Origin of the sequence: Methylobacter tundripaludum SV96 (genome assembly GCF_000190755.2) — a bacterium.
Classification (GTDB): domain Bacteria; phylum Pseudomonadota; class Gammaproteobacteria; order Methylococcales; family Methylomonadaceae; genus Methylobacter_A; species Methylobacter_A tundripaludum.
Genome location: NZ_JH109152.1, coordinates 820,490 through 843,410, shown reverse-complemented (window position 1 = coordinate 843,410; position 22,921 = coordinate 820,490). Strand labels below are relative to the sequence as shown.

The 22,921-nt window shown below is 48.4% G+C and carries 24 protein-coding genes; 8 read left to right on the top strand and 16 right to left on the bottom strand.

The genetic code is table 11. From position 1 onward, the window contains the following. The first annotated feature begins 119 nt into the window (after nt 1-119). The 4 genes from METTU_RS03795 (at nt 120) to METTU_RS03780 (ending at nt 3,219) form a co-directional block, all read left to right on the top strand. Nucleotides 120-1,064: an ABC transporter ATP-binding protein gene (locus METTU_RS03795; protein ID WP_006889975.1), complete on the top strand. Its 945-nt coding sequence runs from the start codon at nt 120-122 to the stop codon at nt 1,062-1,064. Beyond that, nucleotides 1,061-1,825 carry an ABC transporter permease gene (locus METTU_RS03790; RefSeq protein WP_006889974.1) on the top strand — a complete coding sequence of 255 codons (765 nt, stop codon included), beginning with the start codon at nt 1,061-1,063 and terminating at the stop codon, nt 1,823-1,825. The genes METTU_RS03795 and METTU_RS03790 overlap by 4 nt, the downstream gene beginning before the upstream one ends. 365 nt (nt 1,826-2,190) lie before the next feature. Next, complete coding sequence (locus tag METTU_RS03785) at nt 2,191-2,793, top strand: glycoside hydrolase family 19 protein (protein ID WP_006889972.1); 603 nt, start codon at nt 2,191-2,193, stop codon at nt 2,791-2,793. A 99-nt stretch (nt 2,794-2,892) separates the two neighbouring features. Then, complete coding sequence (locus tag METTU_RS03780; RefSeq protein WP_006889971.1) at nt 2,893-3,219, top strand: hypothetical protein; 327 nt, start codon at nt 2,893-2,895, stop codon at nt 3,217-3,219. Between the two features lie 7 nt (nt 3,220-3,226). On the opposite strand, the gene cpdA is transcribed toward METTU_RS03780, so the two are convergent. The 10 genes from cpdA to hemF form a co-directional block, all read right to left on the bottom strand. Next, a complete protein-coding gene (gene cpdA / locus METTU_RS03775) occupies nt 3,227-4,030 on the bottom strand; it encodes a 3',5'-cyclic-AMP phosphodiesterase (RefSeq protein ID WP_006889970.1) in 804 nt (267 codons plus the stop codon). Nucleotides 4,031-4,039: 9 nt separating this feature from the next. Next, complete coding sequence (argA, locus tag METTU_RS03770) at nt 4,040-5,356, bottom strand: amino-acid N-acetyltransferase (protein ID WP_006889969.1); 1,317 nt, start codon at nt 5,354-5,356, stop codon at nt 4,040-4,042. Between the two features lie 66 nt (nt 5,357-5,422). Beyond that, complete coding sequence (locus METTU_RS03765) at nt 5,423-5,821, bottom strand: hypothetical protein (protein ID WP_006889968.1); 399 nt, start codon at nt 5,819-5,821, stop codon at nt 5,423-5,425. A 1-nt stretch (nt 5,822) separates the two neighbouring features. Beyond that, nucleotides 5,823-6,335, bottom strand: a complete 513-nt coding sequence (locus METTU_RS03760; RefSeq protein ID WP_006889967.1) for a hypothetical protein — start codon at nt 6,333-6,335, stop codon at nt 5,823-5,825. 204 nt (nt 6,336-6,539) lie between these two features. Beyond that, a complete protein-coding gene (locus tag METTU_RS03755; protein ID WP_006889966.1) occupies nt 6,540-6,800 on the bottom strand; it encodes a hypothetical protein in 261 nt (86 codons plus the stop codon). Between the two features lie 177 nt (nt 6,801-6,977). Further along, the gene (ilvD, locus tag METTU_RS03750; RefSeq protein ID WP_006889965.1) at nt 6,978-8,666 is read right to left on the bottom strand and encodes a dihydroxy-acid dehydratase; all 1,689 of its coding nucleotides are present in this window, start codon (nt 8,664-8,666) and stop codon (nt 6,978-6,980) included. Between the two features lie 49 nt (nt 8,667-8,715). After that, the gene (locus METTU_RS03745) at nt 8,716-9,387 is read right to left on the bottom strand and encodes a TIGR04211 family SH3 domain-containing protein (protein WP_006889964.1); all 672 of its coding nucleotides are present in this window, start codon (nt 9,385-9,387) and stop codon (nt 8,716-8,718) included. Nucleotides 9,388-9,526: 139 nt separating this feature from the next. Continuing rightward, nucleotides 9,527-10,435, bottom strand: a complete 909-nt coding sequence (argF, locus tag METTU_RS03740; protein ID WP_006889963.1) for an ornithine carbamoyltransferase — start codon at nt 10,433-10,435, stop codon at nt 9,527-9,529. Then, nucleotides 10,425-11,612, bottom strand: coding sequence for an aspartate aminotransferase family protein (locus METTU_RS03735; protein WP_006889962.1), 1,188 nt, complete (start codon nt 11,610-11,612; stop codon nt 10,425-10,427). Before METTU_RS03735 ends, argF begins: the two co-directional genes overlap by 11 nt. Before the next feature lie 235 nt (nt 11,613-11,847). Beyond that, nucleotides 11,848-12,762: an oxygen-dependent coproporphyrinogen oxidase gene (hemF, locus tag METTU_RS03730; RefSeq protein ID WP_006889961.1), complete on the bottom strand. Its 915-nt coding sequence runs from the start codon at nt 12,760-12,762 to the stop codon at nt 11,848-11,850. Between the two features lie 256 nt (nt 12,763-13,018). Here hemF and METTU_RS03725 point away from each other — a divergent pair, with 256 nt between their 5' ends. Beyond that, complete coding sequence (locus METTU_RS03725) at nt 13,019-13,414, top strand: cupin domain-containing protein (protein ID WP_006889960.1); 396 nt, start codon at nt 13,019-13,021, stop codon at nt 13,412-13,414. Between the two features lie 72 nt (nt 13,415-13,486). Next, the gene (locus METTU_RS03720) at nt 13,487-14,392 is read left to right on the top strand and encodes a DMT family transporter (protein ID WP_006889959.1); all 906 of its coding nucleotides are present in this window, start codon (nt 13,487-13,489) and stop codon (nt 14,390-14,392) included. Between the two features lie 71 nt (nt 14,393-14,463). Here the strand turns inward: METTU_RS03720 and METTU_RS25045 are convergent, their stop codons facing one another. Then, complete coding sequence (locus tag METTU_RS25045) at nt 14,464-14,721, bottom strand: DUF3309 domain-containing protein (RefSeq protein WP_436969944.1); 258 nt, start codon at nt 14,719-14,721, stop codon at nt 14,464-14,466. 699 nt (nt 14,722-15,420) lie between these two features. On the opposite strand from METTU_RS25045, the gene METTU_RS03715 reads away from it, so the two are divergent. Further along, a complete protein-coding gene (locus METTU_RS03715) occupies nt 15,421-16,188 on the top strand; it encodes a Crp/Fnr family transcriptional regulator (protein WP_006889958.1) in 768 nt (255 codons plus the stop codon). A 54-nt stretch (nt 16,189-16,242) separates the two neighbouring features. Here METTU_RS03715 and METTU_RS03710 read toward each other — a convergent pair whose 3' ends face one another. The 4 genes from METTU_RS03710 to METTU_RS03695 all read right to left on the bottom strand — a co-directional run bounded on the left by METTU_RS03710 (nt 16,243) and on the right by METTU_RS03695 (nt 19,528). Continuing rightward, nucleotides 16,243-16,689: a hypothetical protein gene (locus tag METTU_RS03710; protein WP_006889957.1), complete on the bottom strand. Its 447-nt coding sequence runs from the start codon at nt 16,687-16,689 to the stop codon at nt 16,243-16,245. 166 nt (nt 16,690-16,855) lie between these two features. Next, nucleotides 16,856-17,329, bottom strand: a complete 474-nt coding sequence (locus METTU_RS03705) for a BON domain-containing protein (protein ID WP_006889956.1) — start codon at nt 17,327-17,329, stop codon at nt 16,856-16,858. Nucleotides 17,330-17,626: 297 nt separating this feature from the next. Further along, nucleotides 17,627-18,718, bottom strand: a complete 1,092-nt coding sequence (locus METTU_RS03700) for an OmpA family protein (RefSeq protein ID WP_006889955.1) — start codon at nt 18,716-18,718, stop codon at nt 17,627-17,629. A gap of 327 nt (nt 18,719-19,045) precedes the next feature. Further along, nucleotides 19,046-19,528: a CinA family protein gene (locus METTU_RS03695; protein ID WP_006889954.1), complete on the bottom strand. Its 483-nt coding sequence runs from the start codon at nt 19,526-19,528 to the stop codon at nt 19,046-19,048. A 36-nt stretch (nt 19,529-19,564) separates the two neighbouring features. Between METTU_RS03695 and mutS the strand changes: the two genes are divergently transcribed. Next, a complete protein-coding gene (gene mutS / locus METTU_RS03690) occupies nt 19,565-22,135 on the top strand; it encodes a DNA mismatch repair protein MutS (RefSeq protein WP_006889953.1) in 2,571 nt (856 codons plus the stop codon). A 61-nt stretch (nt 22,136-22,196) separates the two neighbouring features. On the opposite strand, the gene METTU_RS03685 is transcribed toward mutS, so the two are convergent. Beyond that, nucleotides 22,197-22,919, bottom strand: a complete 723-nt coding sequence (locus METTU_RS03685) for a DsbC family protein (protein ID WP_006889952.1) — start codon at nt 22,917-22,919, stop codon at nt 22,197-22,199. Nucleotides 22,920-22,921: the final 2 nt, after the last annotated feature.

The window sequence follows — 22,921 nt, the reverse complement described above, 5'->3', positions numbered from 1 at the left end:
GCGCGTTAATATCTGATAAAATCACACGGTTTTAGTCATCCAACTATCTGGATGTAGCGCGTAATTCAGCTTACGTAATTTAACTTATTTAAAGGCTTCCGTTAAGTGTTAGTTTCAGCATGAATGCATTATCTCTGCGTAATCTCAGAAAAACCTATAATAATGGCTTTGAAGCCTTAAAAGGCATCGATCTCGATGTTGAAGCCGGTGATTTTTTTGCTTTGCTGGGGCCGAATGGCGCCGGCAAGTCAACGGCTATAGGCATTATCAGTTCACTGGTCAATGAATCCAGCGGCTCAGTCAGTATCTTCGGGCATGACTTAAGACGTGAGCGGGCAAAAGCCAAAAGCTGTATCGGCCTGGTTCCGCAGGAAGTCAATTTTAATCAGTTCGACACCGTCAAGAGTATTTTGCTCAATCAGGCCGGTTATTACGGTACGCCGCGCAAACTTGCGCTGCAACGCACCGAATACTGCCTTAAGCAAATGGATTTATGGGACAAGCGCGATACCGTTTCCAGACGTTTGTCGGGCGGCATGAAACGCCGGGTCATGATCGCCCGCGCCTTGGTGCATGCGCCCAAGTTATTGATTCTTGATGAGCCGACCGCAGGCGTCGATATAGAAATACGCCGTTCCATGTGGCAAATGATGCAGGAAGTGAATCAGCAAGGCACGACTATCATTTTAACCACGCACTATCTGGAAGAGGCGGAAAGTCTGTGCCGAAACATCGCCATCATTAATCACGGAAAAATTGTCGAAAATTCAGATATGGCAAGTTTGCTGGCGAGGCTGCATATCGAACATTTCGTGCTGGATCTGGCTCGCCCCATTGCTGCGGCACCGGTGATTGAAGGCTGTCAAATTGAGCGCGTGACTGACAAGACGCTTAATGTTGCCGTACCCAAAGAGCACAGCCTTAACACGCTATTCAGCCAATTAAGCGCACAGAATATCGAAGTCACCAGTTTGAAAAACAAGACTAACCGGCTGGAACAGTTATTTATGGATTTGATTGACTCGAACCCCACCGGCTCAAAAGCGACAGGTGATAAATCATGAATTACTCTATTGCCTTTAGAACCATCGTTACCAAGGAAATACTCCGGTTTATCAGGATCTGGCCGCAAACCCTGCTGCCTCCGGCTATCACCACAGCACTGTATTTCCTGATTTTCGGCAAGTTGATTGGCGACCGCATCGGCACTATCAGCGGCGCCAGTTACATGGACTATATCGTCCCCGGCATTATTTTAATGTCGGTTATCAGTCATTCCTACGCCAATGTCGTATCTTCGTTTTACTCGACCAAATTCCAGCGCAATATTGAAGAGTTGCTGGTTGCCCCGATACCCAACTGGGTCATTCTGGGCGGCTATGTAAGCGGCGGTATTATCCGCGGCTTACTGGTAGGCGTTGTTGTGGCTTTAATCTCTTTACTGTTTACCGATATTACGGTTAACAATATCGCCATTACCCTGTCAATCGCCGCGCTGACAGCCACTGTATTTTCCTTGGCGGGCTTTATCAATGCGATACTCGCGGAGAGTTTCGACGATATTTCGATTATCCCCAACTTTGTGCTGACTCCGTTAAGCTATCTGGGCGGCGTTTTCTATTCGGTAAACATGCTGCCCGATTTTTGGCAGATCATCTCGAAGGGAAATCCCATTTTGTACATGATCAATGCCTTTCGTTATGGCTTGATAGGTGTGACGGATGTTGATATTCAGATGACCTTTATCATTACCGGCGGATTTATTCTTACCCTGACCTTATTTAGCCTTTACCTTTTACATAAAGGCATTGGGATTAAGAACTGATGTTACGCAGCTAGTCGAATTTCGACCGCTTTAACATTAAGGAGTCGCTAGCGCGACACTTGATTGGATCGGGTTGTCGCACCCGAAGGCGAGTTACTTTCTTTTGCTTCGCCAAAAGAAAGTAACCAAAGAAAAGGCGACCCGGTTACCGCTTGCTTCCTGCGCTCCTCGCTTTTATCGAGGGTCAGCAGAAGGGGCTCCTGCCCCTCTGCTGACGCGCGGCATCCCTGCCGCGCCCCTAACGGGCTATTCTCGATAAAAGCTCCGGTGCTCGGCGCGGCAAACGGGAGAAATATCATCCGTGCGTGACATCAGTTAAGATCTAATAAAGCAGCCACCCTAACCAGACACTTTAGGAGTTTCCAGTGCCGTCAACAGGCTTTAATCCAGAGAACCTTAAAGGGTATGTTCCTGATGAAGTTATTGCCCAGATACCTTCTGTAGCCGCTATAACCAATGCGTTAAGATTAGCCCACTTCCTGGCGCAGTGCGCTCACGAGAGTGACGGCTTCAAGGTGGTTTATGAAAATTTGAATTATTCGGCCGATGGCTTGAAAGCAACATTCCCCAAATACTTTCCTGAGCCGTTAAACGAATCTTATGCGAGAAATCCAGCCAAAATTGGCGCTAGAGTCTATGCCGACAGAATGGGCAATGGCGATGAAGCAAGCGGCGACGGTTACACATTCAGGGGGCGTGGTTATATTCAATTAACGGGTAAGTCGAATTACGCTAATTTTGGTAAAGCTGTCAATGAAGATACCGTTGCCAGTCCTGACTTAGTGGCCACCCACTATCCGCTGACTTCTGCCGGTTTTTTCTTTGATTCCAATAACATATGGACTGTCTGCGACGGTGGCTCAACGGATGCCGTGATAACAGCCGTCACCAAGAAAGTTAATGGCGGAACGAATGGCTTGGCTGAGCGTGCCCAGCTTTTTAAAGAGTACTATGCGTTATTAAGTTAGCGCATTGCAGCCGCAGCCTTCAGGCCGGCAATATGATAAAAATGCGTTTCCAGCTGCTAGTCTTGTATGCCCGGCCCAATCTTTTTTTCCGGAGGGAAAATGATTAAATATGTCACGCTGATCTTATTTCTTGTTACATCGGGATTTGCATCCGCCGAACCTGTGCATCATTGTTCGACAGAAGCCTCCATTCAAGCCAAAAAGCTACTGGATTTTCACTTTGGATTAGATGACAGAACCGAAATTGATGAGCATGTTACCGCGCTTAAACCGATAAAAAATCCTGCCGGAAAAGGCAAGTTCGACGTTCTGGAAGTCTATGGCCACATCTACAGAGGGACTTATCGGATGCGTTTTATTTACGCTCAAATGGAGAATCAGTGTCTACTCGTCGGACAGGAAATCCTGGAGATTACTAATTTGTAAGCTGTTTTCAATATCCATGCTTATTCGCTTGCAACTCAGTCAATGGCTCCGGCAAGCGGATAACTTCGGATTCGACCCGGCCATCTGCATACAGCTCTATTAATCGATAACCCGGAGCCGTATCGCTGACACTGAATTCAGGGGTTTCGGGTGCAAATTGAAAGCAGGTAGAAGGTGCGCCCAATACCCGAAAGGTCGCTATTTTTATATCCATGACTTGGTGGATATGACCGGTGGTTATGACTTTTACTTGAGGGTATTGGTCTACTACTGCCAATAATTCCTGACTGTTTTCTATGATCATGGTATCCATCCACGGACTTTTAGTTTCCAGAAAATGATGATGGACTGCGATAAGCGCGTGACGATCCGGGTTCTCAGTTAAACAGTTTTCAAGAAAGTCCAATTCCTCTTTTGACACACGGCCGCCGGGTTCTCCAAGTATTTGGCTGTTCAGGCTAATCAGCTGCCAACTACCCAGCTTAACCTGTTTGCGGCAGTTAATCCTGTCGGTATTAAATACCTGTTGCATGAGTTCATAATCGTCATGATTGCCGGGCAGGCAGATGCATGGCGTTTCATGAGCTTCAAGGCTGGTTAAGATGCGCCGGTAGCTGGCAGGACAAGGATTCTGAGCCAAGTCGCCGGTCAGCATAATCAAATCGAAATGATGTTTTTCAGTAAAAGCCTGTTCAAGGCAGGCATTGAAATAATGCTCGGTATTAATCCCCATCATTTTATCTTCCGGAGCCGCCAGAATATGCAAATCGGATAGTTGCAGGATTGATATACAGGCGGTGTTATTCGTCATGGGAAGTTGTTATGAAATGTCTTTACAGAGAACTTTGGAGTTTCTTTGCGGGTTATACAGCGCCTTGAGCTGATCGGGAAGATCGGTAATATTCGACGATAAAAATCCCCGTTCAATAAACCAGTGCATGGTTTGCGTAGACAACACGAATAATTTTTTAAGCCTGAGTTCCCCTGCCCTGCGATAAACATATTCAAGCATGCGATTGCCTCTGGCCGATCCCTGATAATCGGGATGTACGGCAAGGCAGGCAATCGCGCCGAACCGGTTTTGCACATCGGGGTGCAACGCGGTGCAGCCGATGATCAGGCCGTCGCGCTCGATAACAATATAGTCGGCAATTTCCATTTCAATTTTTTCTCGGGAGCGCTTGGCCAGCTTGCCTTGCTGCTCCAGCGGCTTGATCAACTCCAGAATGCCGCCAATGTCGTTCAGTGTCGCCGGGCGCAATTCTTCAAACGCCGTGGAGCTGATCAGCGTGCCGATGCCGTCACGGCTGAATAATTCCAGCAATAACGCGCCGTCGATGGTTCTATCAATCAAATGCACACGGTCGATGCCGGATTGACAGCTTTGCATCGCCGCTTTGAGCGGCAAGCTGATGCTGGTGGATATGCCCGGATGTTGTTGTAAGAATGTGTCGGCTTCAGCGGTGGTCATTTGCTGAATTTGTTCGCCGTTATCGGGATTGCAGCAGCTTTGTTCTGTTAACAAAACCAGTTTTTCGGCTTTCAACGCAATCGAAACCGCCGTGGCGACTTGCTCGGCCGACAGATTGAAGACTTCGCCGCTCGGCGAATAGCCAACCGGCGAGATTAACACCACATTGTCCTGGTCAAGCTGCTGATGAATGGCCGCGCTGTCGATACGACGAACTTCGCCGGTATGACAGTAATCAATACCGTCAATCACGCCTATCGGTTTGGCGACAACAAAATTACCTGAGGCCACCTTGATCTTGGCCCCCGCCATAGGCGAGTTAGCCAGCCCCATCGATAACAAGGCTTCAATTTCCACGCGAACCAATCCGGCAGCTTCCTTAACGCATTGCAAAGCTACATCGTCGGTAATGCGCAAGTTGTTATGAAAGCGGGCGGGAACGTCCAGTTTGGCAAGTCGCTGGTCGATCTGCGGACGTATGCCGTGGACCAAAACCAGGCGTATGCCCAGGCTGTTGAGTAAGGCAAAATCGTGAACATGGTGATCGAAATCATCAGCCAGCACCGCCTCGCCACCAAAGAAAATAACAAAGGTTTTGTTACGGTGGGCGTGAATGTAAGGGGATGAGTCTCTAAACCAGCTGACGAAAGATTTTTGTGGTTCCATGATTATTTTATTAGTGTGTGGTGAGTTTCCTTACTAAACCCCTACGGTTCTTACCGCGTTATCATGCTAGAGCTTAATTACACAGTCGCCAACCTGAACACCCTCTAGCTCCTTGAGGTATGATGTACCAGGTTTGATAGATTCAGTTACTGTATTTTGACCTAGTATCCCACTCATGCCATATCCACCAGTAACCTTCGTTATTTCTTTTACATCTGATGATTTTTCATATTCATAAGATTTAAGAGTTGAAATTTTATTTTGTACATTAATAACGGATGCTTTCCCTCGAACAATTTCAAGTTGTTCAAGTGCTTCCTGAGTATCGGGATCAACGATTTCTTCACCAAGACCAATAATTAAAAATTTGTCACCTTCCACAACCCCCTTTTCTGAACCCATATTTATAACTACCGTAAATTCGTCCCTAACCTGGCTAACTTTTCCAACGTATCGAACACTCATTTTAATTCTCCAAGTTACTGAACTGCTCTAATGCTGTCATTGGTACGACAGGGCGCACAGTGATGTTTTTTAGTTGCTCGCTTGTAAATAACATTTTTTCAACAATTCCAAAATCGAATCGTATTTTTATTTGAATAACTGTGTCTTGAACATGATGCACAACACCAAGATAAGCTAATCTGTCACGTTCGTCCTGTTGCGCATAACAACCAACCACAATACTGTTTATAAAATTATCGTTCTTCTTGATAATAAAAATTTGATCTTCTGGGTAATACTTAATTGGATGCTCAAAAGGTAGTGATGGTTTTGTCTCTTGTGACAAATCATAAATAACCTTTAGTAAGATTAGTATGACCGTTGTTGAAATTACTAGGCTGAATATCAGCCATTTGATTGATAGCTGGTCGTTTATGTTTATAAACATTGTGACTAGGCTAGATGAAAATCCCACCACACCTATTAAGTACGGAAAGCCAGATGAGCTGAATGTTTTTGTAATTTTATCTTTCATTCTAAGAATTCCATTTACACATAATCAATGTTGTAAAGCGTAAATTTACTGTTAATCGGCAACATTCTCCGGCTGTAGGATACAGGTCTGATATATGATAACTACTAAGTACCGTAGGATGTGCTGACGACTGCATGGATGCAGGAGGTAGAGCAACGCAGGAGCAGTTGCCGAGGTACGAAGCGCATCGTTCGAGTTACAAACTTAAAGCAATTTAACCAACGTAGCGACAACTGCAATAGATACCGCCATCAAACCACCCAACTTGATGATAATCCTATATTCCAGTTCACGCATGTCCCGACGTAAATTGTTTTCCAGTTCGATCAAATCATTTTTGGTTGCTAGTTTGTCTTCAATCAGGCGCGCTTGTTCACTGGCGAATACTTCGGCCTGCTCTTCGGTAAAGCCTACCGCTTTGAGCTTTTTCACAAAACTGTGCGTATCGAAAGTAATGGTGGTCATGGCTCTCTCCTGATTGAAACTTAATCGCCCGCATACATGTAGGGTAGAGCGATAGCGAAATCTATCATCAATGGAAACAATGGACTTCCTTATGTTAGCCCATTCTACGGATCTTTTCTTCGCGTTCTTCGTGTCTTCGTGGTGAATTTCTAAAAGGTACGCACAGCGTACCCTACATCAATCCAAATTATCGGTCACTGCACCTAATGAAGCCGAACTCACCAACTTGGCATATTTCGCCAACACTCCACGGGTATAACGCGGCGCAGGTTGCGTCCACTTTTCGAGGCGACGGGCGATTTCATGTTCGTTGACATGCAGTTTCAGTTCGTTGTTTTCCGCGTCGATGGTGATGGTATCGCCATTCTCGACTATCGCCAACGCGCCGCCGACATAGGCTTCAGGCGTGATGTGCCCAACCACGAAACCGTGGGTGCCGCCGGAAAACCGGCCGTCGGTAATTAACGCGACTTCCTTGCCCAAACCTTTACCCATGACCGCCGAAGTAGGTGACAGCATTTCCCGCATGCCGGGGCCGCCTTTGGGGCCTTCGTAGCGGATAACAATCACGTCGCCTTTGACGATATCGCCGTTCAAAATGCTTTGCAGCGCTTGTTCTTCGGCTTCAAACACTTTGGCTGTGCCGGTAAATACCAGCCCTTCCTTGCCGGTGATTTTGGCGACCGAACCGCCGGAGGCCAGATTGCCGTACAACACGACCAAATGACTGTCTTTCTTGATCGGATTTTCCAAGGAGTGAATCACTTCCTGATTTTCAGGATACGGTAAGACATCAGCCAGATTTTCGGCCAGCGTAAGGCCGGTCACGGTTAAACAATCACCGTGCAGTAAACCTTTATCCAACAGAATTTTCATCAACGGTTGAATACCGCCGATTTCGATCAATTCGGTCATCAGATAACGGCCGCTGGGTTTCAAGTCGGCCAGCATCGGTACATGTTTGCCGATACGGGTGAAGTCGTCCAGGGTAATATCGACGCCGGTTGCGTTAGCCATCGCCAGGAGATGCAATACTGCATTGGTCGAGCCGCCGAGTGCAATGACCACGGTAATGGCATTCTCGAATGCCGCTTTGGTCATGATGTCGCGAGGCTTGATGTCTTTTTTCAGCAGTTCCAAAACGGCAGCGCCGGCGCGTTCGCAATCCAGGCGTTTGTCGTTTGAAATGGCGGCCTGGGCTGAGCTGTTGGGCAAGCTCATACCCAGCGCTTCAATGGCTGAGGCCATGGTATTAGCTGTATACATGCCGCCGCAGGAACCCGCGCCCGGAATGGCTTTAGCTTCGATTTCGGCCAGTTCGGCATCGTCGATCTGGTTGTTGGCTCTGGCGCCGACCGCCTCGAATACCGAAACCACATCCAGCTTTTTGTCTTTGTGGCAGCCGGGCATAATCGTTCCGCCGTAAACAAACACAGCTGGACGGTTTAAACGTGCCAAAGCCATCATGCAGCCGGGCATGTTCTTGTCGCAGCCGCCGATCGCGACGACACCGTCAAAACCCTGGCAACCGACCACGGTTTCAATCGAGTCGGCAATCACTTCGCGGGATACCAGCGAATATTTCATGCCCTCGGTGCCCATCGAAATGCCGTCGGAAATAGTGATGGTGTTAAAGATGACGGCTTTACCGTCGGCATTGTTAACGCCAAGCGCTGCCGCATCGGCCAGCTTGTTGATATGCATATTGCAAGGCGTGACCATGCTCCAGGTTGAAGCAATGCCTATTTGCGGTTTTTTGAAGTCTTCATTGTTAAAACCAACAGCATGCAACATGGCGCGGCTCGGTGCGCGCTCCATGCCGTCAACAACCAAAGAAGAGAAGGTGCGGGTGTTTTTGTCACTCATAATAAAAATTAAAGTCTAAGGGCGAAGGAGCCGGGCTTTTTTGCCTTAATTAATACGAATCCCAGCTGCTTCTGCTACGACGCCAGCTGAGCTTAGGCAAAATAAATCCTAAAATAACACCGATAAGCGCGAGTATGCCGCCGTATAAAAACCAGTCTTGATTGGCGGTGTCTTGCAAGGCCTGATTTTCAAGCTTGAATTGTTGCAGTTCCCGTTCAACATTAACCACGCGTTCTTGAAGTTCATCGCGCTGGTTCTTTAATTCCACGGTGCTGGCGGCGGTTTTTTTCAGTTCGCTGAGTTCTCTGCTTAGCTGATCCCGTTCTGTCGCCAAGGACTGTTCAAGTGACGTTCCCGGCGTGATAGATTCTTTTATTGTGGCTAACTCGGCTTTAAGCGTGGCGTTTTCAGACTGTATCGCTGCCAGGTTTTTGTTGGCAACGTCCAGTTGGGAACGACTGGGCGGTTCCTTCATGGTATTACGGATCGGCATGTAGCCCTCTGTGCCGTCATTCAGGCGGACGTGGGCAAATCCGGTGCTTTTGTTTTCATCTATTATCGTCAGCGGGGTGCCGGTCGGAAGCAGCTTTACAACTTTACTGGTGTTATTTTCTTCGCTCCTGAGTGATAAATTCAGATTATCGGTAACATAGACGGTTTCAGCCTGGGCTGAACCCAAAGTTACCAGTAGGATAAAAAACGAGTTTAGTATTTTTTTCACTTGAATCTCTATGGTTGTTCACCTGACGACTGCCAGGGATGGCGGAAGTGTCGCAATCGGTAAGGAACCTATGCGACCGACTGCCGGGAATGGTGGATATGTCGCAATCGATAGGGGGCCGATGCGATTAAGGTTAATTCTAACGTGATTTTTTGCACAGGAGAAATTCCAGCAATGCCTTTTGTGCATGCAGGCGATTTTCAGCTTCATCAAAGATAACGCTTTGAGCGCCGTCAATCACGTCGGCGCTGACTTCCTCCCCCCGATGGGCGGGCAAACAGTGCATAAACAGCGCATCGTTATGTGCAACTTTCATAACCTCGGCGTTGACCTGATAATTCTTAAAGGCCATTTCGCGTTGTTTTTGTTCTTCTTCCTGCCCCATGCTGGCCCAAACATCGGTGACGACCAGGTCTGAATTTTGGGCGGCGGCCAGCGGCGTGTCAAAGAACCGGACGCGTTCTCCGGCAGCTTCGACGATGTCTTGTAAGGGCTGGTAATCTTTTGGGCAGGCGATATTCAAAGTGAAGTCCAGCACCGTTGCCGCATGGATATAAGAGTGACACATATTATTGCCGTCGCCGATCCAGGTCACCGTTTTGCCTTTGATGTCGCCGCGATGTTCAAAATAAGTCTGCATGTCGGCCAGTAATTGGCAGGGATGCTGCAAGTCGGTCAAGCCGTTGATCACCGGGACGCTTGAATATTGGGCGAAGGTGGTCACCGTTTCGTGCTTATCGGTCCTGAGCATGATGCAATCGACCATGCTGGAGATGACTCTGGCGCTGTCTTGCAACGGCTCGCCCCGACCCAGCTGTGTATCTCTGGGCGATAAAAACAATGCGCTGCCGCCAAAATGACTCATGCCGGATTCAAATGAAATACGGGTGCGCGTCGATGATTTTTCAAAAATCATCGCCAAGACCTGTCCCTTTAACGGTTGGTAATCAGGATCGCGGTTATTTTTTAGGACGATGCCTCGGTTGATCAAGCTACGAAGTTCGTCGCCGGATAAGTCAAGCAGGCTGATGAAATGTCTAGGATTCATAGGGAGTGTCTGTATGCTTATGAATAAGTGTCGATAAGGTTTCTACGAGTTGAGCGATTTGTTGCTGATTAATAATCAACGGCGGCAGCAACCGAATGGTTTTTTCACTGGTGACATTAATCAACAGGTTATTTTGCAACGCTGCATGTACTAACTCAGTGCATGGACTGTCGAGCTCAATGCCGATCATCATGCCTTTGTGGCGAATATCGACAACATGCGCATTGCCCTGTAACCGGTCTTTAAACGCTGAGCAGATAGCATCGCCTTTTTGCGTGGCCTGCTCGATCAGGTTTTCAGCATCCAATGTCGCCAATACCGCTAAGGCCGCGCTACAGGCTAACGGATTGCCGCCAAAGGTAGAGCCGTGATTGCCTGCGGTGAATATCTTCGCCGCTTTGCCTCGAGCAAGACAAGCGCCGATGGGTACGCCGTTGCCCAACGCTTTGGCCAAGGTACACACATCAGGCAGTATCCCGTTATGCTGGAAAGCGAGAAACTTGCCGGTACGACCTACCCCGGTCTGGATTTCATCAAGCATCATCAGCAGGTTATGCTGGTCGCACAGACTGCGGATTTGGTTAAGATAATCGGCGGCGGGAATGTTGACGCCGCCCTCCCCCTGTATCGGTTCAACCAAGACGGCGACGACATTCTTGTGCAGCTCAACCGCTTGCTCGATGGCGTTGACGTCGTTGTACGGTACGCGAATAAAACCTTCAACCAACGGCGCAAAGCCTTGTTGGATTTTAGCGTTGCCGGTAGCGCTCAGCGTTGCCAGCGTGCGGCCGTGGAAACTTTTTTCCATGACGATAATCGCCGGGTTTTCTATACCCTGCTCGTGACCGTATTTACGCGCCAATTTGATCGCCGCTTCATTAGCTTCCGCACCGGAATTGCAAAAAAAGACATTATCCATGCCGCTTTTTTCGGCCAGCTTGTCGGCCAGCTGTTCCTGAACGGCGATACCGTACAAATTCGACGTGTGCAGCAGTTTTTCACTTTGTTTGCAGATAGCTTGATGCACGGCAGGATGGGCATGACCCAAGCTGCACACCGCTATGCCGGATACCGCATCCAGGTAGCGATTATTGTTTTGATCAAACAACCATGCGCCCTCTCCCCGTTCGAAGGTTATGGGCAAGCGTCCGTAAGTTGGCATAATGTGGCTAGTCATCGCTTCCGTCTGTAATTAAAGGAAAAATAGGCCGCAACCTGCCGCCCATTACAAAAATGCTCGATTATAGGTTTCAATTTAGTCTCAGGCAAGTTCTAATGATTAAGCAGGAAGTATTAAACATATCACCACGAAGACACGAAGGACACGAAGTTTTTGCTTTGTTTTTTCTTCGTGTTCTTCGTGTCTCCGTGGTAAAAATTTTTTAATTTTCGTATATTTTTTTATTACCTACTCAAGCACCCAGCCAATTTTGCGGCTTTAAATATTCATCATAAAGCACGGCTTCTGCACTGCCCGGCTCGGGTTGCCAGTTGTATTTCCAGTGAGCTACCGGCGGCATGGACATTAAAATCGATTCGGTACGCCCTCCGGATTGCAGACCGAACAAGGTGCCGCGATCGTAAACCAGGTTAAATTCGACATAACGCCCACGGCGGTATAGCTGAAAATCGCGTTCCTTGTCGCTATAAGGCGTGTCCTTGCGTTTTTGTATGATAGGCAGATAAGCGTCGATATAATGATTGCCCACGCTTTGCATAAAAGCGAAAGACTTCTCAAAACCCCATTCGTTCAAATCATCAAAAAACAGCCCGCCTACGCCACGGGTTTCATTCCGGTGTTTTAGGAAAAAATACTCGTCGCACCATTTTTTATAAGTCGGGTAAATATCATCGCCGAACGGCTGGCAAGCAGCGCGGGCGGTTTGATGCCAGTGCAGCACATCTTCTTTAAACGGGTAAAACGGCGTCAAATCGAAACCGCCGCCGAACCACCAGATAGTCGGTTCACCCGGTTTTTCCGCGATTAAAAACCGCACATTGGCGTGCGATGTCGGCACGTAAGGATTGTTGGGATGAATGACCAGCGACACCCCCATCGCCTGAAATTGCCGGTCTGCAAGTTCCGGGCGTTTAGCCGTTGCCGAAGGGGGCAGTTTAAAACCGGATACATGCGAAAAATTAACGCCGCCCTGTTCGATAACCCGACCATCGGCCAATACGCGGGTTCGGCCGCCGCCACCTTCAGCCCTGTCCCAAAGCTCTTCAATAAACCGAGCTTCAGGTTCTACAGATTCCAGCGCCGTACAAATTTGGTCTTGCAGATTAAGCAGGTAGTTTTTTACTTGAGTGATGTTGTCAATATTCATGCGCAGGTCGATGTTGTGTTTTAAATGCCGGTCATTAAAAAATCCAGAGCCGCAATAGTCTCGTCTCCTGATTCGGTAAGTCGGTCAAAGCGTTATAATAATGCGCATATTCTGTGTGCATTTAAAGAATTTAACAAATAGAAAAAAACAGGCCGTAGCGTATACTTTTTCTTTAAGCTGCTTTAACAAAGCTATAAGATGAATTTATTAAATAATAGAAAAACAGTTAACCATCATAAAATCGAGAGGCCGATAGATGTTAAAAATACCAACCATCAAATCAACAGGATTTATTCTGGCAACGCTTACAGCGTTATTCTTGAGCGGCATACAGGCTGTCTCAGCCCAAGAGAAAACCGGCCTGAATAGAACCGTTTTATTAGAAAAAAAACTGGAGCTTTCCAGCCCGAACATCAATACCAAAATGATACGGGTCGCGTTTCCACCCGCATTTAAAACACCTTGGCATACCCATGAAGGACCGGGGCCTCGCTATGTGGTTAAAGGCACATTAAAAGTCATCGAGGGCGGCAAAGCCAACACCTACGCTGCTGGTGAAGTTTTTTGGGAAACGGGCGAGCTGATGTCGGTAGAAAATGTCGGCGACGATGCCGCCGAACTCATTATTTTTGAATTAGCCCCGGTCAAGTAAGTCATCTATTGATGAGCGGCACTATCGAAAAGCGGTGCCGGCATCTTTCTTTACACCACCCGATTTAAATTAATGCGCATATATCTAGCCTACATCAGTATTGTTTTGCTTTGGGCGACGACACCGCTGGCCATCAAATGGAGTGGCGAAGGTCCGGGGTTTCTGTTCGGGGTAACCGGACGAATGGCGATTGGTACGCTATGCATTTTATTGATGCTGGGCCTGTCCGGACAACGCCTAGCCTGGCATCGTAAAGCGCTGCTGACTTACCTTGCCGTGGCCGTACAAATTTACGGGTCGATGCTGGTGGTTTATTGGGCGGCGCAATTTATTCCTTCCGGCTGGATTTCGGTGATATTCGGCCTTTTACCGTTGATGACGGCTTTATTGGCGGCGGTCTGGTTAGGGGAACGGAGCCTGACTCTGGGCAACCTGCTGGCCTATGTGCTGGGAATTAGCGGCTTGTGGGTCATGTTCGGCTCGGCCTTGCAATTGGGGCATGACGCAGTGTTGGGTATCATCGGCGTACTGGTATCTACCTTTTTGCAGGCTGTCAGTTCGGTTTGGGTCAAACGCATTGACGGAAAAATACCGGCGTTATCCCAGGTAACGGGCGGCCTGTTGTTGTCTCTGCCTGCTTATCTGATTACCTGGGCAAAGTTTGACGGTCATTGGCCGACTGAAATTTCACCCATCAGTCTGGCATCTATTGTCTACTTGGGGATGATAGCCACGACGATCGGCTTTGTGCTTTATTACTATTTACTGATCCACCAGAGCGCCACCAAGGTTGCGCTGATTACTTTAATTTCACCGGTCATGGCTTTGCTGTTGGGTCATGCCGTTAATCATGAACCGCTGACCATGAAAGTGGCAACAGGCACGCTACTCATACTCGGCGCATTGCTGATGCATGAGTTCTTTGATCGGTTATTGGGTTCAAAGCAAGCTAAACTCCCCGATAATATGCCGAATTAGGGCATATTTGCAGGCTTGGCTACTCACATTGCAATGAGACAACTCGCATCGGCTTTGACTCTGAAAGCGAACTAGATTTTGTCTAATAAGATAATCAGCACCAGCCCAAGCCCTCCGCTGGGTCCGTAGCCCCACCCCCGGCTATGTGGCCAAGTTGGAATGACGCCAACAAGCATCAGGATAATAAATTGTACTAAGGATATGGTCAGTAATAACTTCCCGATATGGATTGAGTGAAATTTTTCCGTTCGCCCTGAGCTTGTCGAAGGGTGAGCGGGAAAATTTCGGCCTACCGCGTCAAGCCGATCATGCTTCGACAAGCTCAGCACGAACGGCTCGACGATCGAAAATAGTGGTTTCGGGAAGTTATTTTCAACCAAATCCTAAGCGACATGACAGCACTCCTCTTGAAGAAAAACACTTAACTCAAAACCATTCCCAAACGGCGTGACATTGACCTTTAGGATCATCCTCTCACGTGAGGCCATGGTGCATTAGCCCCAAGACACCCACGGCAATCAAATACGCGGCCACGAAAATCTCGGCACCAACAAGATCAATATCCCCATCACAAGTGCCAGTAGAGTTTCGATTGCAATATTCATAGTCATTATCCTTGAGTAAAAAACAACTTAACGACAATATCTGATGCAGCCCCGGTATCGCACATAAAATCGCCGTCGGCGATGATAGGCTCTGATTTTGCCGAGCCGGGTCAGTCGCCTTAGTTCGTCCATCGAATAGACTGCCGCTAGTGGTGCGAGTGGTTACAATCACGTTTCAAGCCCGATCCCGCACCTCATTCTGGAAAAGTTTTCGGCGATTCAGGGGGCAATCCCCCTACGACCGCCACCTGGTTCAGCCCCGCTTTATCCAAACCAATCCTGAGCAGTAATTTGAAGCTAAAGCATCTCCTATACTATAAAATATAAGCAGTATTTTTATCCTGTGCCCCTTGGATTTTCCACCAAGCCTAAACCTCATGGGTGGAACCATTCAATCTTGACCCACAAATATGGATATTGCTTATGCATGATCTACATAACCCTAGACAAAACAATCTCCTTGATGCCCTGACCTCAGATGGATGCGAGCGTCTTTCCTCTCAACTTGAACTGATCCAGATGCCGCTCGGCAAAGTCCTTTACGAGTCGGGGGACGAGCTGTCTCACGCCTATTTCCCCACGACCAGCATCGTATCGCTACTTTATGTCATGGAGAATGGCGCATCGGCTGAGATCGCCGTGGTCGGTAACGATGGCATCATTGGCGTCGCACTCTTCATGGGAGGAGGAACCATGCCTAATCGAGCCGTCGTGCAGAGCGCAGGCTACGCCTACCGGATGCCGGCGAATTTACTTATGCAGGAATTCGACCGCTTTGGAGGGCGCCGCTACGGAACGTTACACCATTTATTGTTGCGCTATACTCAGGCGTTGATTACCCAGATGGCACAAACGGCGGTCTGTAACCGGCATCACTCTGTGGACCAACAACTCTGCCGCTGGCTGCTGCTAAGCCTTGACCGGCTCTCTTCAAGCGAGTTGACGATGACTCAGGAATTAATCGCCAATATGCTCGGCGTACGCCGCGAAGGCGTCACGGAAGCCGCCGGAAAATTGCAGCGAGCGGGACTGATTGATTACAGCCGCGGCCGTATCACTGTGCTTGATCGACCGGGACTGGAAGAACGGGTCTGCGAGTGTTACCAAGTAGTCAAAACAGAATTCGATCGTTTGCTCCCCTCGCCCCGGCATGGCCCATTGACAGCAAACCTTCCCGCCGAGTCAGAATAGCCGCCAGAACCCACCTGAGATGAAAATCGTATCCGAGGAATATCACAGACATGCTCAAAGGAAGGCGAAATGCCGATCTAGTCTCCCTGCTCTTGGGGCCAAGTGAACGACAATGAAAGTTCGCTGTTTGACCGTTACCGCTTTATGGATTACCTGATGACCCTCTCGTTCTACGCTAACGATGTAACGACCAGGCTTGAGTTTGGCGAATAGCATAGGGCCGTCAGACACGGATTCCATGAGTATATTACCGCGTGAATCGGTGATACGAACCTTGACGTCACTGACATATTCTCCTGTACCCCTTACCGAAAATAGCAGGTTCAAGTTGTAGTCAGCCCGCATGGCTTCCATCGCATTCCGTTCATCCTCCCCCACCCCACCAGTGACAAACGTAACCTCACCTTGAGTTTGCGGCTTGATAATAAGCTGTTCCTCCGCAGCTACAGAAAAACCGCTCAGCATGCAGAGAAAAATAAGCGCTAAACATAAACGTTTCATAAAAATTGCTCCTTGTGGGCCGTAAGGGATAACGATGGCACATACAGGATTATCACCACCATTATTTGGATTTTTGAGCGCCCCTTAGCCTTCCATTAACGCAGTTACGCCTCTGAATTGTTTTTTTATACAATGGTCTTTAATTTAGAGGCTATTAAGCAAAGCCCTATTTACCCGTCATAATATTAACAACCAGGCTGCTTTCAACCGAAAGCACATTCTTCTGGCTCTTGGCCACTTCTATCGCTTTGCTGATGCTGGGCTCGGAATCAACCGTACCGCTCAACTTCACTACGCCTTTGTCGGTGGTTACTTCGATATGGGATGCATTAAGCAGAGGGTCATTTAAAATTGCCGCCTTAACCTTTGTGGTAATAACCGAGTCATCGATGTATTCTCCCGCTGTTCCGGTTTTTTCGGTTACCGACTCCTTTGCGCCTTCAATTTCCTTTTTTGCTTTTTCTGTCGTTTGATCAATCTTTTGCTCAGCCTTTTCAGCCGCACGATCGATTTTTTTCCCTGCCTTTTCTGCAGAGCCTTCTTGTTGGCAACCCGCCAGTCCTAAAACAACTGATAGACAGGTAACCACAAGAACGCTATCGATTAAAACCTTTTGCTTATCTTTATTTGTCGTTTTCATGAGCTATTCCTTAAAGTGTTGTATTTTTAAAAGTGTGCCAAGTGACATAAGACCGTCCTCATTAAAAAATCGTCAGAGAAAAAAACACTTTCTTATAAATCACTCACAGCGAGCTAAAAACTCATTTTAAGTCTAGCGGCAGTATCGATTGCAGTCTGTACGGTATCGAACATAAGAACTCTATGGTTGATTAGTCATGGCCAAACAACCTGACAAAAAAAACCCGCCTTGAAAGCGGGTTTTAGTGTTTACAGCATTTAAGAAGATTCCGGCCGACTGTTCGGCCTTAAATCCTTATTAATTTTCAATCCAAATCAACTCAACACGACGGTTTTCAGCCTTACCCGCTTCCGTGCTGTTATCGGCAATAGGTTGAGTTTCGCCATAGCCTTTTGCAGTCAGTCTGTTGGTAACGCCTTTCAGTTTAAGATAATCAACAACTGATTGTGCGCGCCGTTGTGATAGCTTCAGGTTATATTTATTGGTTCCTTCGCTGCTGGTGTGTCCCTGAACCTCAATATCATTTTTCTGAGGATAGGAAACAAGATTTCCAGCGACACCATCAAGTATTTCCTTGGCATTCAACGTCAACTCAGCAGAATTATATTTGAAGTGCTGACCGGTGAGCACAAGCTTGATCGGGCATCCGTTGTTATCAATTTTGCTGCCTTTGATAGTTCCTGGACATTTATCCAGGCAATCGTTAACACCGTCAAAATCCGAATCGCGGGTGGAACAACTTTCAGCTGCGGCAACCGGAGCAACGGCAATTGGGGCCTCAGCCTTTGCAGCAGGCTTTGGCTTGTCGCCGAACGGAATGACAAATCCAACGTTAACCGTCATATCATGAAATTCATCTGTACCGGGCTGTACATGCGCATTGAGGTTGTTGTTGTAACGATAACGCACATCACTGCGGAGCAACAAGTTGTCGTGTAACTCATAGGTAAAACCTACGCCAGCTTCGCCAATGACGCTGGCACCGCAATTAGCGGAAGCACAACTGTTCATGCCACCTACGCCGACAACCGTATAAGGCGAGAATTTATCGCGGGTGAAATAATACTGTAGATCAGCCGTGCCGCCAGTCAGACTCCAGGGGCCATTATCACCGCCAAACTCTTCATAAAACCCTTTCACTTCAACGTTGAAATGCTTATCGAGGATCTTACCGATGCCCATACCGCCACCCCAGCCATCGCTTGCTCTACGATCGCCACCGGTTTTCACAAATGAAGCGAAAGGCGCTACGTACCACCGATCATCCTGAATTTGATCGGCCGCATGTGCCAGCGGCAGGAAACCTACACTGATTAGTGAGGCAATAGTGAGTAATTTATTTTTCAGCATAATATTTTCCTTATCTATATGTTTATATTTACTTTTCATGAACTGTTCCTTTTAATTGATCTCGTTATTTCATTTCGATTTACACTATGTTTGAACGACGATTACGTTAATGCCATCCTTACAGAAAACGTTCCTTATTATAACAGTTTGTTGTTAAAAAATCTCAAAAGTAGCTTAACCGCAACAATGGCAACTCGTCTGTGCGCTACCGCACATAACTGCCTTACGAGCAAAACAATTACGTAATTTTTTAAAGTGGGTGACAGTTCGCCACACATCATGCCCTAACCTATTTTCTGACGCGCTTTGAGTCCTGCGGGTAACGGAATTAAACCCGTCCTTTCTTCCGCAACAAGTTGCATGACGTCAGTAAAATAACCACATTCCCTCAACAGCACTTTTCACTGTTTGCGCCCTTATTTGCCGCCGGTTTCCTGATAATTGCTTTCTAACTACCTTGGCTTTCCCATTTTTATCCGCCCATGCGATAAACACAGTACCGACCGGTTTCTCCGGCGTCCCCCCATCCGGCCCGGCTATGCCGGTCACCGCAACCGCAACATCGGCATCGCTGTGTGCTAAGGCTCCCGCCGCCATTTCCGTTGCGGTTTCGGCACTCACCGCACCGTAGTTTTCCAATGTTTGCGGACTGACACCCAACATCTGCACTTTTGCCATATTGCTATAAGTGACAAACCCCCGGTCAAACCAGGCTGAACTGCCTGGCACTTCGGTAATCGTTTGGGCAATCCAGCCGCCGGTACAGGATTCGACGGTGGCTATTGATTTACCGTTTGCTTTTAATAAGCGACCCAGTTGTTCGGCCAGCTCAAATAATTCAGACTCCATGATGTGACCTCGTGCGACTTCGGCTAAAATAGACGCATGAGTATAAAACAAAAAACCACCGACCAGCACACGCCGATGATGATGCAATTTCACCGCATCAAAGCCGAACACCCCGATACCTTGTTGTTTTACCGTATGGGGGACTTTTACGAACTGTTTTTCGATGACGCCAAAAAAGCCTCGCAACTGCTGGATATTACGCTGACCAGCCGGGGACAATCGGCGGGCCTGCCGATTCCTATGGCCGGCATTCCTTATCACGCGGCCGAAGGCTATCTTGCCAAGCTGTTAAAGCACGGCGAATCCATCGCGATATGCGAGCAAATCGGCGATCCTGCAACGTCCAAAGGCCCGGTCGATCGCAAGGTAGTGCGTATCGTCACCCCCGGCACCGTCACCGACGAAGCCTTGCTGGAAGACCGGAAAGATAATCTCTTGGTCGCAGTGTGCTCGTTCCCCAATGCACAGCACGGCATCGCCAGCCTGGATTTAACCAGCGGCCGTTTTGTATTGCAACAGGTTGAATCCATCGATCAGTTATTAAGCGAAATCGGCCGCCTTAACCCTGCCGAATTGCTGTTTAACGAAGACTGGCCGCTACCCGCAAGCTTAAAGCAGCGTGGCGGTTTGTGCCGGAGACCACCCTGGCATTTTGAAGCTGAAAGCGCCAGGCAACTGGTGTTAAAACAGTTCAACACGCTTGATTTAAAAGGTTACGGATGCGAGAACATGCCCGCCGCCATCGCTGCGGCAGGCGGTTTGCTGCAATATGTTAAAGACACCCAGCAAAGCGCGCTGCCGCATATTCAGGGCATCCGCACCGAAAACAGCGATGACAGTATTTTGCTGGATGCGTCCAGCCGCCGTAATCTTGAACTGGATTTTCACCCCTCCGGACAGCTGCAATACACACTGTTCGGGGTGCTGGATAAAACCGCAACAGCAATGGGCAGCCGCTGTTTGCGGCGTTGGATCAACCGCCCTCTGCGCGATCACGACATCCTGAACAACCGCTATGCCTGTATCGATACCCTGCTGAATGTCCTGTTGTACCGCGATATTCAAAGCCATCTGCGCCAAGTGGGCGATATTGAACGGATCAGCTCCCGCATTGCGTTAAAATCGGCGCGCCCCCGAGACTTGCTGGTACTGCGCAATACCCTGGCGGTTCTGCCCGCGCTGCAACATGCGCTTTCCGACGGCGATAACCCGCAGCTTGCGCAGTTATGCGGGCAGATCGGCGAACATCCTGAGATGCTAAAGCTGCTGCAAAGCGCCATCATCGATAATCCACCGGTGTTGATCCGCGACGGCGGCGTAATTGCGCCCGGCTATCATCCTGAACTGGATGAGCTGCGCAACTTAAGCCAGAACGCCGACCAGTTTCTGATTGATATGGAGAACCGGGAAAAGGCGACGACCGGCATCAGTACGCTGAAGGTCAATTATAACCGTGTGCATGGCTACTATATCGAGATTTCCAACCTGCACTCGGAAAAAGTCCCCACACATTACACCCGCAAGCAGACCTTAAAAGGCGCCGAGCGTTACATTACCGAGGAACTGAAATCGTTTGAAGACAAGGTGCTCAGCGCCAAGGAAAAATCGCTATCTTTTGAAAAAGCCTTGTACGAAGAATTGCTGAATATCATCGGCGCTTCGTTAATTCCGTTGCAACAGTGCGCCGCCGCGCTGGCCGAGCTGGATGTACTGGTCAATTTTGCCGAACGCGCCGAAACTTTGAATTTATCGCAACCGAAGCTGGTCGATCAACCCGGTATAACCATTGAAGCCGGTCGTCATCTGGTTGTCGAGCAGGTTTCGGACATTCCGTTTGTGCCCAATGACTTGTCGTTTTCCAGCAATCGCCGGATGCTGGTCATTACCGGCCCGAACATGGGCGGTAAATCGACTTACATGCGCCAAGCGGCGCTGATCGTCTTAATCGCCCATATCGGCTGCTATGTTCCGGCCAAGTCGCTGGCCTGCGGCCCTGTCGACAAGATTTTCACCCGTATCGGCGCGTCCGACGACCTGTCCAGCGGTCGCTCCACGTTTATGGTGGAAATGTCGGAAACCGCCAATATCCTGCATAACGCGACCTCGAAAAGCCTGATCTTGATGGACGAAATCGGCCGCGGCACCAGTACCTTTGACGGCCTGTCTCTGGCTTGGGCCTGCGCCGATCATCTGGCTAAAGAAACCCAAGCGTTTACGCTGTTTGCGACGCATTATTTTGAGCTGACCACGCTGCCCGAAGAACAAAAAACCATCCATAACGTGCATTTGGATGCGATGGAGCATGGCGACAAGATTATTTTCTTACATGCTGTGAAAGACGGCCCGGCCAGCCAAAGTTACGGTTTGCAGGTGGCGTCGTTAGCCGGTGTGCCGCGCTCGGTGATCGATAAGGCCAAAGCCAAATTACGGCACCTGGAAGACCATGCCTATATTGAACAGCAGGCGGAAACCGGGGTTAATCAGTTGGATTTGTTTTCATCGAAAGAATGTCATCCGGCAGTTGGGTTGCTGGAAGACATGAGCCCGGATGAACTTAGCCCGAGACAGGCTTTGGAGTTGCTTTATCGGCTTAAGGGGATGGTTTAGCTTTATTGAATGACAAGCAAGGGCGACTCATCAAGCCGCCCTTGCTTTACCGGTAATCTGCTTATTTTTGACCTTTTTCGTCTGCCAGCGCTTCAGCCAGCTGCTTTGCGGGCAGGTAACCCGGAAATATATTACCTTTTTCGGTAACGATCATCGGCGTTCCCTTCACTTCGAAATCCTCAGCCAATTGCATGTGCTCGTCAATCGGGTTGACACAAGTTTTAGCCGGCGGTGTATCGCCTTTTTTTGCTGCGGTTAAAGCTGCTTTGCGGTCATCTGCGCACCAGACCGATACGGCTTTGTGGTATGAGTCGGAACCTTTGCCAGCTCTTGGGAAGAACAAATACTGGATAGTAATGCCTTGAGCCATGTATTGATCGATTTCCGAATGCAATTTACGGCAATAACCGCAGTCAATATCGGTAAAGATACTAACCGTATATTTGCTTTCTTTGGGTTTGAACACGATCATTTTATCCAGACCGAGTTTCTCGATGGCCTGCTTGCGAACACCGCTCAATTTCTCTTCGGTTAAGTCTACACGCGCAGCAACATCGACCAAGTGACCTTGAACCAGATACTTACCATCGTCGGAAACATAAAATATATTGCCGCCCACTGTAACTTCATAAAGTCCGCTAATTTCAGAGGGTTTAACCGACCCCACTTTTACCGACGGCATGGATTTGGTCAGCGCTTGCCTGATAGCATTTTCATCAGCATGCGCGACGGATAAAGTCAGGCCGAGTAATGATAATGCGGCAATCTTAATAACTTTTTTCATAA

Bases quoted from the DNA above. Each gene is read 5' to 3' on its own strand.
- METTU_RS03795 (WP_006889975.1), top strand. From the start codon at position 120: ATGAATGCATTATCTCTGCGTAATCTCAGAAAAACCTATAATAATGGC.
- METTU_RS03790 (WP_006889974.1), top strand. From the start codon at position 1,061: ATGAATTACTCTATTGCCTTTAGAACCATCGTTACCAAGGAAATACTC.
- METTU_RS03780 (WP_006889971.1), top strand. From the start codon at position 2,893: ATGATTAAATATGTCACGCTGATCTTATTTCTTGTTACATCGGGATTT.
- cpdA (WP_006889970.1), bottom strand. From the start codon at position 4,030: ATGACGAATAACACCGCCTGTATATCAATCCTGCAACTATCCGATTTG.
- argA (WP_006889969.1), bottom strand. From the start codon at position 5,356: ATGGAACCACAAAAATCTTTCGTCAGCTGGTTTAGAGACTCATCCCCT.
- METTU_RS03765 (WP_006889968.1), bottom strand. From the start codon at position 5,821: ATGAGTGTTCGATACGTTGGAAAAGTTAGCCAGGTTAGGGACGAATTT.
- METTU_RS03760 (WP_006889967.1), bottom strand. From the start codon at position 6,335: ATGAAAGATAAAATTACAAAAACATTCAGCTCATCTGGCTTTCCGTAC.
- METTU_RS03755 (WP_006889966.1), bottom strand. From the start codon at position 6,800: ATGACCACCATTACTTTCGATACGCACAGTTTTGTGAAAAAGCTCAAA.
- ilvD (WP_006889965.1), bottom strand. From the start codon at position 8,666: ATGAGTGACAAAAACACCCGCACCTTCTCTTCTTTGGTTGTTGACGGC.
- argF (WP_006889963.1), bottom strand. From the start codon at position 10,435: ATGAATCCTAGACATTTCATCAGCCTGCTTGACTTATCCGGCGACGAA.
- METTU_RS03735 (WP_006889962.1), bottom strand. From the start codon at position 11,612: ATGACTAGCCACATTATGCCAACTTACGGACGCTTGCCCATAACCTTC.
- hemF (WP_006889961.1), bottom strand. From the start codon at position 12,762: ATGAATATTGACAACATCACTCAAGTAAAAAACTACCTGCTTAATCTG.
- METTU_RS03725 (WP_006889960.1), top strand. From the start codon at position 13,019: ATGTTAAAAATACCAACCATCAAATCAACAGGATTTATTCTGGCAACG.
- METTU_RS03720 (WP_006889959.1), top strand. From the start codon at position 13,487: ATGCGCATATATCTAGCCTACATCAGTATTGTTTTGCTTTGGGCGACG.
- METTU_RS03715 (WP_006889958.1), top strand. From the start codon at position 15,421: ATGCATGATCTACATAACCCTAGACAAAACAATCTCCTTGATGCCCTG.
- METTU_RS03710 (WP_006889957.1), bottom strand. From the start codon at position 16,689: ATGAAACGTTTATGTTTAGCGCTTATTTTTCTCTGCATGCTGAGCGGT.
- METTU_RS03705 (WP_006889956.1), bottom strand. From the start codon at position 17,329: ATGAAAACGACAAATAAAGATAAGCAAAAGGTTTTAATCGATAGCGTT.
- METTU_RS03700 (WP_006889955.1), bottom strand. From the start codon at position 18,718: ATGAAAAGTAAATATAAACATATAGATAAGGAAAATATTATGCTGAAA.
- METTU_RS03695 (WP_006889954.1), bottom strand. From the start codon at position 19,528: ATGGAGTCTGAATTATTTGAGCTGGCCGAACAACTGGGTCGCTTATTA.
- mutS (WP_006889953.1), top strand. From the start codon at position 19,565: ATGAGTATAAAACAAAAAACCACCGACCAGCACACGCCGATGATGATG.
- METTU_RS03685 (WP_006889952.1), bottom strand. From the start codon at position 22,919: ATGAAAAAAGTTATTAAGATTGCCGCATTATCATTACTCGGCCTGACT.